This window comes from Streptomyces sp. NPDC006624 (assembly GCF_040611555.1).
Lineage (GTDB): Bacteria > Actinomycetota > Actinomycetes > Streptomycetales > Streptomycetaceae > Streptomyces.
On the sequence record NZ_JBEXOM010000002.1, the window covers coordinates 205,431 to 216,345 of the forward strand.

General features: G+C 72.8%; 9 protein-coding genes. 1 reads left to right on the forward strand and 8 read right to left on the reverse strand.

Translation table 11 applies throughout. The annotated features are described in order from the left end of the window. Nucleotides 1-18: 18 nt before the first annotated feature. From ABZY20_RS04600 to ABZY20_RS04620, 5 genes are all read right to left on the reverse strand, one after another. A complete protein-coding gene (locus tag ABZY20_RS04600) occupies nt 19-255 on the reverse strand; it encodes a hypothetical protein (protein ID WP_356436452.1) in 237 nt (78 codons plus the stop codon). Between the two features lie 189 nt (nt 256-444). Next, nucleotides 445-768: a hypothetical protein gene (locus ABZY20_RS04605; RefSeq protein ID WP_356436455.1), complete on the reverse strand. Its 324-nt coding sequence runs from the start codon at nt 766-768 to the stop codon at nt 445-447. After that, a complete protein-coding gene (locus ABZY20_RS04610; protein ID WP_356436458.1) occupies nt 765-1,133 on the reverse strand; it encodes a WhiB family transcriptional regulator in 369 nt (122 codons plus the stop codon). Before ABZY20_RS04610 ends, ABZY20_RS04605 begins: the two co-directional genes overlap by 4 nt. 174 nt (nt 1,134-1,307) lie before the next feature. Next, nucleotides 1,308-1,634 carry a hypothetical protein gene (locus tag ABZY20_RS04615; protein ID WP_356436461.1) on the reverse strand — a complete coding sequence of 109 codons (327 nt, stop codon included), beginning with the start codon at nt 1,632-1,634 and terminating at the stop codon, nt 1,308-1,310. A 142-nt stretch (nt 1,635-1,776) separates the two neighbouring features. Further along, the gene (locus tag ABZY20_RS04620) at nt 1,777-3,993 is read right to left on the reverse strand and encodes an ATP-dependent DNA helicase UvrD2 (protein ID WP_356436464.1); all 2,217 of its coding nucleotides are present in this window, start codon (nt 3,991-3,993) and stop codon (nt 1,777-1,779) included. A gap of 181 nt (nt 3,994-4,174) precedes the next feature. Between ABZY20_RS04620 and ABZY20_RS04625 the strand changes: the two genes are divergently transcribed. Further along, nucleotides 4,175-4,417 (forward strand): mycoredoxin, encoded by a 243-nt coding sequence (locus ABZY20_RS04625; RefSeq protein ID WP_356436467.1) that lies wholly within the window; start codon nt 4,175-4,177, stop codon nt 4,415-4,417. Nucleotides 4,418-4,653: 236 nt separating this feature from the next. Here ABZY20_RS04625 and nudC read toward each other — a convergent pair whose 3' ends face one another. From nudC to ABZY20_RS04640, 3 genes are all read right to left on the reverse strand, one after another. After that, nucleotides 4,654-5,610: an NAD(+) diphosphatase gene (gene nudC / locus ABZY20_RS04630; protein WP_356436470.1), complete on the reverse strand. Its 957-nt coding sequence runs from the start codon at nt 5,608-5,610 to the stop codon at nt 4,654-4,656. A 142-nt stretch (nt 5,611-5,752) separates the two neighbouring features. After that, a complete protein-coding gene (locus ABZY20_RS04635) occupies nt 5,753-7,156 on the reverse strand; it encodes a dipeptidase (protein ID WP_356436473.1) in 1,404 nt (467 codons plus the stop codon). Nucleotides 7,157-7,166: 10 nt separating this feature from the next. Further along, complete coding sequence (locus ABZY20_RS04640) at nt 7,167-10,832, reverse strand: UvrD-helicase domain-containing protein (RefSeq protein ID WP_356436476.1); 3,666 nt, start codon at nt 10,830-10,832, stop codon at nt 7,167-7,169. Nucleotides 10,833-10,915: the final 83 nt, after the last annotated feature.

Genomic DNA, 10,915 nt, shown 5'->3' on the forward strand with positions numbered 1-10,915 from the left:
GGGGGCCCGGGACCTGTCTCACCACCAGTCCGAATCCAGGCGCCCCTCGATCGATCTGAGGTTCTCCCGGGAACAGACCGCGCAGAAGTAGCGCCGGGCGCCGTGCTCCACGGAGAAGATCCAGGTGGGCGGCGCGGCTCCGCCCGGGGCCTGTGCCGACGCGCCGCAGCGAGCGCACACCACGTGGCGCGGCTCCTCGGCGGAGCCGTCGTCACCGTCCCCGGAAGGGCTGGCAGGACTCGTCGGACTCGTCACCCGGCGACGATAACTCCGCGCCCGGCGGCTCCGCGCACCAGGCGACCACCTCGCGGACACGACGCGTCCAGTTGCGACACAACGCACCTCGGGGGCCGGTCCGTTCGATACGGACCGGCCCCCGAGGGGAAGTGGTCGGCCTCCCGGGCGGGGAGGCCACCGGGTCAGCGGTCGGTCACCGCGTGGCCGCTACTGCATGACCGCCATGGCGAGCGCCCGGCGGGCACGCCGGGAGGCGCGCTCCGCCCTGCGCTGCATCCGGCGGGCGGTCACCAGGCGCACGGCCAGTCGCTCCCGCTCCACCTCGTGCAGTCGCTCGCGCATATGCGCACGAGCCATGGCTTCTGGGATGAGTTGCATCTCTCGGGTCCTGTTCTGACGCGAGTCGTTCGCGCCGGTGGTGGTGACGTCTTGGGTCGCGGAGCCTGCGGGCTCGTCAGCGGACGGCTTCATCGGGGCCTGCTTCTGGGGGTCGTGCGTGAGGGGGCGATCGATCGTTCCTGTGGTGTTCATGCTGTGACCGGGTTCTTGCGCGGGCGGCCACGCGGCCGCTTCCGGGCGACGACGACACCCTGGACGAACAGCTCCCCGCCCCAGACGCCCCAGGGCTCACGCCGCTCCTTGGCGCCGGCGAGGCAGGCCTCGACCAGCGGGCAGGTGCGGCAGAGGGACTTGGCGTACTCCACGTCCGCGGGCGACTCGGCGAAGAAGACCTCGGGGTCGTAGGAGCGGCACGGGACCGGGACGCCGAGGTTCTCGATGGCGTCGTCGAGCGCGGTCAGCGCGGTGAGCGGGGTCAAGGCGGGGTCCTCCGTGGAGCCGGGCTTGGGGATCGTTTGCGAAGGCGGTACGGACGGGGCGTGCGCTTCGAGTTGCACGGTTCGTCTTCCTCGTCTGGTCGTTCCGGCCTGTGGGCCGGGGGGCGGCTGGTACCGGGTTCTTTTCTTGTCCCGAGGCTCCTTCGGTCTGCCGTCCCTGGTCGGGGACAAACAGAAGGGCCGCGGATCCCGGATGGGGTTCCGCGGCCCTGAAGGCGCCGGCCTGATCGGCGATCAGGCTGGATCACTCCAGGGTTCTGGCCCACGGAAGGCCCACATCAGGTGGTGCTGCGTCGTCTGCTTCCGGAATCCGGCACCGGTCGCCGTAAAGGCATAGGCCTGCGCCTGTGCCGCTACTGCCGCTTCCAGTGCCTTGGTCGGTCGCTCGCTGCGCTCGCGGACAGGAAGACCCGCGGGGGCAACGGAGGAGGACGCCGGACGCACGGCACGAATGCCGGACAGACCGGTGCCCAGGTTGGAAACGCCGAGCATGCACGCGGAGACGGCCGAGCGATCGGTCATTTTCACGGTGCTGATGGAGCTGGTGTTGATGCTGATCACTTGACTCGCCTCCTCTCGGCGTCTCGGGGGACCGGTTGAACCGGTCCGACGGATATGTAAGTACAACACGAAATCAGGGCCTTCGAGAAGGCCGCTGCTCTCGTGGCTAAGAACCTATGGGGATTGCTGGGGCATGCGCAAACTATTTTTTCGACGAGTTCGTTTCAGCCGGATCTGCGTCCGTCCCGGGGTACTGGCCTGCGCAGATGGCCAGTACGTCGGTTCCGTAGCGGGTGAGCTTGCGCATGCCCACGCCCGGGATGCGCGCCAGCTCGTGCTCGTCGCCGGGCGCGGTCTCGGCGATGGCCATCAGCGTCCTGTCGGTGAAGACGCAGAAGGCGGGCTGACCACTGGTGCGAGCCTGTTCGGCGCGCCAGTCGCGCAGCCGCTCGTAGAGGCCCTCGTTCATGTCGGAGGGGCAGTCGTCGCAGCGCATCAGCTTCATCTCGCCCGCGTCGGTCAGGGTGCGGCCGCAGACGCGGCAGCGGGCGGGGGTGCGCTGGACCCGTCTCGGGGCGGACCCCCTGATTCCGGGGGTGCCGCGCTCGATTCCGCCCGCACCGCCGGCGGCGGCGCGACCGGTGGTGGCCGTCGAACCGGGGCGCAGCCCGTCGAGGAAGCGGCTGGGACGGCGGCTCGGGCGGCCGCCGGGTGAGCGGGCGAGGGCCCAGGAGACGTGGAGGCGTTCCCGCGCACGGGTGACACCGACATAAAGGAGGCGGCGCTCCTCCTCTATCTGTTCGTCGGTCTTGGCGTAGGTGATCGGCATCATGCCCTCGGCCACGCCGACCAGGAAGACGACGTCCCACTCCAGTCCCTTGGCGGAGTGCAGGGAGGCGAGGGTGACGCCCTGGACGGTGGGGGCGTGCTGGGCGTTCGCCCGCTCGTCCAGCTCGGTGACGAGGTCGGCGAGGGTGGCGCCGGGGCGGGCGGTGGCGAAGTCCTGGGCGAGGTTCACCAGGGCGGCCAGGGACTCCCAGCGCTCCCGCACGGCCCCGGAGCCGGCCGGGGGCCGGGGCGTCCAGCCCTCCCCCGAGAGCACGGCGCGCACCTGGGAGGGCAGGTCCACGACGTCGTCGAGGAGGGAGTCGTTGCCGCCGAAGCGGGCCGCTCCTCTCAGGGCGACCCCGGCCTTGCGCACCTCGGGGCGGTCGAAGAACCGCTCGGCGCCGCGCAGCTGGTAGGGCACTCCGGCGTCGGCGAGGGCCTGCTCGTAGGTCTCGGACTGCGCGTTCGTACGGAACAGGACGGCGATCTCGGCGGCCGGGACCCCGGAGTCGATGAGTTCGCGGATGCGGCGGGCGGCGCCCTCCGCCTCGGCCGGCTCGTCGGTGTACTCGGCGTAGACCGGCTCCGGTCCCGGGGCCCGCTGGGAGACCAGCTCGAGGCGGTGGTCGGCCGCCCGGCCCCTGGCCTGGGCGAGCAGGCCGTTGGCGAGGTGCACGACCTGGGGGGTGGAGCGGTAGTCGCGGACCAGCTTGACGACCGTGGCGCCGGGGTGGCGGGTGCGGAAGTCGAGCAGGTGGTCGGGGGTCGCTCCGGTGAAGGAGTAGATCGTCTGGCTGGCGTCGCCGACCACGCAGAGGTTGTCCCGCTCTCCCAGCCACAGTTCCAGCAGGCGCTGCTGGAGGGGGCTGACGTCCTGGTACTCGTCGACCACGAAGTGCTGGTACTGGGCGCGGACCTGTTCGGCGATGTCGTGCCGGTCCTGCAGGACGGCCACGGTCAGCAGCAGCACGTCCTCGAAGTCGATGACGGAACGCTCGCGCTTGACGTCCTCGTAGGCGGCGTAGAGCTGGGCGATCTCGGCGGGGTCGCGGGGGGCCTCGCGGCCGGCCTTGGCGGCGGCGGGCGCGTAGTCGGCGGGGACGGTCTGGGTGACCTTGGACCACTCGATCTCGGCGGTGACGTCGCGCAGCTCGCCGCGGTCGAGCCGGATGCGGCAGGCGGCGGCCGCGTCGGCGACGAGCTGGATCTTGCGGTCGACCAGCCGGGGCATGGAGCCGCCGATCGCTTTCGGCCAGAAGTACTGGAGCTGGCGCAGCGCCGCCGAGTGGAAGGTGCGCGCCTGGACGCCACCGGCGCCGAGCTGGCGCAGCCGGCCCCGCATCTCGCCGGCGGCCCGGGCGGTGAAGGTGACGGCGAGGACGCTGGAGGGCTGGAGGATGCCGGCACGCACTCCGTAGGCGATGCGGTGGGTGATCGCCCGGGTCTTGCCCGTGCCCGCGCCCGCCAGGACGCACACCGGGCCGTGCAGGGCCGTGGCGACCTCGCGCTGCTCGGGGTCGAGCCCGTCGAGCACCGCGTCGGCCGAGTCCGGTACCTGTGGGAACAGGGTGGAGTGCGTTGCTGCTGTCACACAGCCATGCTGCCAGGTCGCGCGAGATGGCTGCGCCGGGTTGTCCACAGGCAGGCACTGATAGTCGTATCAATGCGGCAGGCGTCACGTGGGGCGCGGCCGGCCCGGGGAATGGTGGACGTTTCACATACGTTCCCCCACTGCGAACCCGACACCGAGCCACTGAAGGAGCACGAGAGACATGCCGGGCACTGTGACGATGTACAGCACCACGTGGTGCGGCTACTGCCGTCGGCTGAAGAGCCAGATGGACCGAGAGGGCATCGCGTACACCGAGGTCAACATCGAGCAGGACCCGGACTCCGCCGCGTTCGTGGAGAAGGCGAACGGCGGAAACCAGACGGTGCCGACCGTCCTCTTCCCGGACGGCTCCACCCTCACCAACCCCTCGCTGGCTCAGGTGAAGCAGCGGATCGGCGCGTAACCGAGACGTACGGAAGGCGGCTCCTGAGGCAGCTCAGGGGCCGCCTTCTTGTCGTTCGCCCCCCTCAGGACGGGGCACCGGAGCAGCGTGCGGCGGATGTCACATCGCAGGGTGGGCCCGCCGCCCGGCCGGCCCTCCCGTCGCCGGGCACGGCCAGGCCGGTGACCGTCCGCTCGAACGGTGCACGGCGCCGCCCCAGCCCGCGACGACGACGGGCTCGAACCGCCACGGCGACGTCAGGCGACGCTCCTCGTGGGGAGCGGCTTGCCGTACCAGAGCTCGATCAGGCGGGCCGCGATCGAGATGCCGTAGGGCGGGAGCACCTCGCCGGACTCGAAGGCGGCGTGCAGCTCCTCGCGGGAGAACCAGCGGGCTTCATGGATCTCGTCGCCGTCGACGTCGATCTCGGTGGTGGTGGCGCGGGCCATGAAGCCCAGCATCAGGCTGGACGGGAAGGGCCAGGGCTGGCTGGCGACGTACTCGACCTCGCCGATGGTGATGCCGACCTCCTCGTGGACCTCGCGGCGCACCGACTGCTCGATCGCCTCGCCGGGCTCGACAAAGCCGGCGAGCGTCGAGAAGCGGCCCTCGGGCCAGTGCACCTGGCGGCCGAGCAGGATGCGGTCGTCCTCGTCGGTCACGGCCATGATCACCGCCGGGTCGGTCCGCGGGTAGTGCTCCGCGCCGCAGGCCGGGCAGCGGCGGATGTGACCCGCAGCGGCGATGACTGTGCGCTCGCCGCAGCGGGAGCAGAAGCGGTGGGTGCGCTGCCAGTTCTCCAGGCCCACGGCGTGCACCATCAGGCCCACGTCACGCGGCGACAGCAGCAGCCCCGCCTCGCGCAGGCCGGCCGGGCGCGCGGACTGGTCCATCCGGCCCGGGAGCGAGTCCTTCTGGAGGGCGAAGTAGCTGACGCCGTCCTCGTCGATGCCGAGGAAGTAGCGGTGCGCCTCGGTGAGGGGGGCCTCGAAGGAGGGGGTCATGACGAGCTCGGTGCGGCCGTCCGCCGTGTCGTCGATGAGGACCTGGCCGCCGGAGACCACGAAGCAGCGCGTGGAGGGGTGGCTCCAGGCCGCCGCGAGCCAGGCCTCGTCGAGCCGGTGGTGGGCGGCCCGGTCGATGCCGCTCGGGTCGGTGAGCGAGATGGGTCGCTCGGGGTTGTGGTCGGTCCTGATGGTCACGGGTGCTTCCAACTCCCCGGTGGAACGGTCGGGTTCGGCAGGCTGATCAGCGGGACGTACGGCGGGAGGGGACCGGTTGCGGTGGCTCGGGCGGTACGCGGCGGCTCTTCCAGTGTGCCCCGCGCGCGTGCCCGGTCCGGACGGCGGAGGTGCCTCAGGGCGCGTGGTGCCAGTGCTCGGCGAGGTCCCCCCAGAGGTACGCGGTGGTCTCGACGCCCTTGAGGAGCAGGTCGAGTTCCACTTTCTCGTTCGGCGCGTGCCAGCCGTCGGACGGGACGGAGATGCCCAGGAAGAGCACGGGGGCGCCGAGGACGTCCTGGAGGTCAGCGGCCGGACCGGAGCCGCCCTCGCGGGTGTAGCGGACCGGTGTGCCGAAGGCCCGGCCCATCGCGCGGGCGACCGACTCCAGGGCCGGGTGGTCCAGCGGCGTCAGGCACGGGCGCGTGGCGCCGCTGAACGTGATCTCGCAGCGGATCCCGTCGGGCACCTGCTGCTCGGCCCAGTTGCGGACGGCCTTCTCCACGTGGCCGGGGTCCTGGCCCGCCACCAGCCGGAAGGACAGCTTCACCATGGCGGAGGACGGGACGATCGTCTTGCTGCCGGGGCCCTGGTAGCCGCCGCCGATGCCGTTGACCTCCGCGGTGGGGCGGGCCCACACGCGCTCCAGGGTGGTGTAGCCGGCCTCGCCCTGGGCGGCGTGGGACCTGGCGGTGCGCAGCCACCGGTCCTCGTCGAAGGGCAGCTCGGCGAAGAGTTCGCGCTCGCGGTCGGTGAGCTCGATGACGCCGTCGTAGAAACCCGGGATCGCCACGCGTGCGTGCTCGTCGTGCAGGGCGGCGACCAGGCGGGCTGCGGCCGTCGCCGGGTTGGGCACCGCGCCGCCGAAGGAGCCGGAGTGGATGTCCTGGTCGGGGCCGTGCAGCCGTATCTCGCACTCGGCCAGGCCGCGCATGCCGGTGCAGACCGTGGGGGTGTCCTCGGACCACATACCCGTGTCGGAGACGAGCACGGCGTCGGCGGCGAGGCGCTCGGCATGCCGCTCCACCAGGGCCCTGAAGTGCGGCGAGCCGGACTCCTCCTCGCCCTCGATCAGCAGCTTGAGGTGCACGGCCGGGGCGGTCCGGCCGGTGGCGGCGAGGTGGGCGCGGACGCCGAGGGTGTGGAAGAAGACCTGACCCTTGTCGTCGGCCGCCCCGCGCGCGTAGAGACGGTTCCCGCGGACGACCGGCTCGAAGGGCTCGCTGTCCCAGCCGTCCTCCCGGGCCGCGGGCTGGACGTCGTGGTGACCGTAGACGAGCACGGTGGGCGCCTGCGGGTCGCCCGAGGGCCACTCGGCGTAGACGGCGGGCGCACCGGGGGTCTGCCAGACCTCGGCCGTCGGGAACCCGGTCTCCCGGAGCTTGGCGGCGAGCCAGTCGGCGCTGCGTCGTACGTCGGCCGCGTGGTCCGGCTGGGCGGACACCGACGGGATGCGCAGCCACTGGACGAGGTCGTCGAGGAAGGCGGCGCGATGCTGCTGGATGTACGTACGGACGACGCTGTCCGGGGTCTGGCTCATGGTCACGAGCCTATCGGCCCGCGGTGACGTCCTCGGAGTGCGGTTCCTCACCGGCCCGCCCGCCGGACGGCTCCTCCAGCAGCAGCCGTTCCAGGGCGGCGCGGTCCGGCAGGGCGTGCGGGCGTACGACCTCCCCGGTACGCACGTACAGGAACGCCGCCGTGACCGACTCGGGGGGCACGCCCTGCTGCTCGGCCCAGGCCAGGCGGTAGACGGCGAGCTGGAGCGGGTCCGCGGTGCGGGAGCGGTTGGTCTTCCAGTCGACGATCTCGTACCGCGCGTCCTGCCCGTCGCCCTCCTTGTAGACGGCGTCGATACGGCCCCGGACGACACGGCCGGCGATCGCGAGCTGGAAGGGTGCCTCGACGCGGTGGGGCGTGCGGTGCGCGTACTCGGTGCGCTCGAAGGCGTCCTTGAGCGTCTGGAGGTCCCGTTCGTCGGCGATCTCGGCGTCGTCGCCGGGCAGTTCCCCGGGCTCCAGCAGGGGCAGGGTCAGCTCTTCGAAGCGGGCTTCGACCCAGGCGTGGAAGCGGGTGCCGCGGCGGGCGGCGGGCTGGGGCGGGCGCGGCATGGGGCGGGCCAGCTCCTGTGCGAAGCCGTCGGGGTCGGCGGCCAGGCGCATGAGCTGGGACGCCGTGAGGCTGGTCGGCAGCGGCACCTCGGTGACGCTGTCACGGGCGCGCAGGAGCTCACCGGTGAGCGCGTCGAGGTCACGGTCCCAGGAGGCGACGGTGCGGGCCTCTTCCGGGGTGAGGCGCGGGTGGCTCCTGGAGGAACGGTGGTTCCCGGGGGGACCCTGGCTCCCGGAGGGACCGTGGTCCTCGGCGGGCCGGCGGTTCCCGGCGTGCGCAGGTTCGGACGGGGCCGCCTGGTGGGGGACGGTGGGGCGGCCCGCGGAGCGGGCGTTCCCGTCCGGCCTGGCCTCCCCGAGGGGGCCGCCGTCGAAAGGGATCTCGTCGGACAGGCCGGTCGCATCGAAGGGCCCGTCGAACGGGTCGGCCTCGTCGAACGGGTCCGCCTCGTCGAACGGAGGCTCGTCGTCCTCCGGCGGCGGGGGCCACTCCGGGTCTTCGAGGACGTCCTGGTCGTGTACGGCCGCGGGGTGGCCGTGCCGGTGCCCGTTCTCGTGCCCATGCCCGTGCTCGTCCTCGTACTCGTGGGGGGCATCGTAGGAGGCGAGGTGCTCCAGGTGGGCCAGGACGGTCTCGGCGGCGGCGCGGCGGCGGGCCAGGGCCGTCTCGTCCAGGGGCAGGGGCCAGGCCTGGTCGGCGGTGGCCCGGTGCAGGGCCGGGTTCTCCTCGTCCTCGGCCGGTTCCTCCGCCCAGGCCTCGATCTCCCCGTATCCGGCCTCGCAGTGCTCGTAGAGGGCCTGGAGGAACGCGGAGGGGCCGCGGCGCTTCTTCTGGGTGGGTCCCCACCAGTGGCCGGAACCCAGGAGCAGGGAGCGGGGGCGGGTGAAGGTGACGTAGCCGAGGCGGAGTTCCTCGGTGTGCTGGTGGTCCTTCATGGCCTCGTGGAAGGCCTTCAGGCCCTTGGGGTCCCAGGACGCGACGTCGGGCAGGGTGTCGGCGTCGCCGCGCAGCTCGTGCGGCAGGACCTTGCCCTGGGAGGTCCACTTCTCGCGGCCCTGACCGCTGGGGAAGGTGCCGGTGACCAGGCCGGGGACGACCACGACGTCCCATTCCAGGCCCTTGGACTTGTGGGCGGTGAGCACCTTGACGGTGTTCTCGCCGCCGGGGAGGGCGTTGTCGAGCCCTTTCTCGTACTGGGCGGCGGTGCGCAGGAAGCCGAGGAAGGCGAGCAGGGTCGCCTCGTTGTCGCCGGCGGCGAAGGAGGCGGCGATGTCGAGGAAGTTGGACAGGGTCTCGCGGCGGCGGGCGGCCAGGGCGTGCGGGGACGCCGACAGCTCGACCTCCAGGCCGGTGACGGCGAGGACGCGGTGCAGGACGTCCATGAGCGGGTCGGCCAGGGAGCGGCGCAGCTCGCGCAGTTCGGTGGCCAGCCGGGCGAAGCGCACGCGCGCGTCGGGCGAGAACGGCAGTCCGTCGTTGTCCCCGTACCCGTCCAGGGGCGTCTCCAGGAAGGTGTCGAGGGCGTCCGCGAGCGAGATCACCTCGGCCGGGTCGACCCCCTCGACGGCCTCGGCCAGGCGGCGGTCCGGGTCGTCGTCGCCCTCCACGCGCGCGTGGGACACCAGGAGCCGGGCACGCCGTCCCAGGAGGGCGAGGTCGCGCGGGCCGATGCGCCAGCGCGGGCCGGTCAGCAGGCGCACCAGGGAGGCGTTGGCGCCGGGATCCTGGAGTACCTCGCAGACGGCGACGAGGTCGGCGATCTCGGGCAGGTGCAGCAGCCCGGACAGGCCGACCACCTCGACGGGGACGTCCCGGGCGACCAGGGCGCCCTGGATCTCGGCGAAGTCGGTCGCCGTGCGGCACAGGACGGCGATCTCGCCGGGTGGCGTGCCGGTGCGGACGAGGTGGGCCACGGAGTCGGCGGCCCAGTCGATCTCCTCGGCGTGGGTGCGCAGCAGGGCGCAGCGCACGATGCCGTCGCGTTCGGCGCCGGGGGCCGGGCGGAGGGCCTCCACGCCCGCGTGCAGGGCGCGCAGGGGTTCGGCGAGGCCGTTGGCGAGGTCGAGGAGGCGGCCGCCGCTGCGGCGGTTCTCGCTGAGGGCCTGGCGGGTGGCGGGGCGGCCGTCGGCATGGGCGAAGTGCTCGGGGAAGTCGTCGAGGTTGGCGACGGAGGCGCCGCGCCAGCCGTAGATCGCCTGGCAGGGGTCGCCGACGGCGGTGACCGGGTGACCGGTGCCCTCGCCGAAGAGGCCCGCCAGGAGGACGCGTTGGGCGACCGAGGTGTCCTGGTACTCGTCGAGCAGGACCACCCGGAACTCGTCGCGCAGCACGCGGCCCACCTCGGGGACCCGCGCGAGCCGCGCCGACAGGGCGATCTGGTCGCCGAAGTCGAGCAGGTCCCGCTCGCGCTTGGCGGCGCGGTAGCGGGTCACCAGCTCGGCCAGTTCACGGCGGGCGGCGGCCGCCTCGGGGACCTTGCGCAGGTCGGCGTTGCTGAGCTTGGCGCCGCGCAGGGCCAGCAGCAGCTCGGCGTCGTATGCGCGCAGCGCCTCCGGGCGTACGAGGTGCTCGGCGAGTTCGGCGTCGAGGGCGAGGAGGTCGCCGACGAGGTCCGGGAAGGAGCGGGTGAGCGCCGGGTAGGGGCCGGGGGACTCGCGCAGCACGCGCGCGGCGAGCTGGAAGCGCGTGGCGTCGGCGAGCAGCCGGGACGTGGGCTCCAGCCCGATGCGCAGGCCGTGGTCGCTCAGCAGGCGGCCCGCGAAGGCGTGGTACGTGGAGATCACCGGCTCGCCCGGCGGGTTGTCGGGGTCGATGACGTCCGGGTCGGTGACACCGGCCCGGACGAGCGCCTTGCGGACGCGCTCGGCCAGTTCGGCGGCGGCCTTGTTGGTGAAGGTGAGGCCGAGTACCTGTTCGGGGGCGACCTGGCCGGTGCCGACCAGCCACACCACACGCGCCGCCATCACCGTCGTCTTGCCCGAACCGGCGCCGGCCACGATCACCTGCGGGGCGGGCGGCGCGGTGATGCAGGCCGTCTGCTCCGGGGTGAAGGGGATGCCGAGGAGGTCCTTGAGCTGTTCGGGATCGGTGATACGGGCGGGCACATCCGAGAGGCTAGCGGCGGCTACTGACAGCGGTGGCCGGATCGGGCGTCCGCGAAGGAAGAACCGCAGGTCAGCTTGTGGGG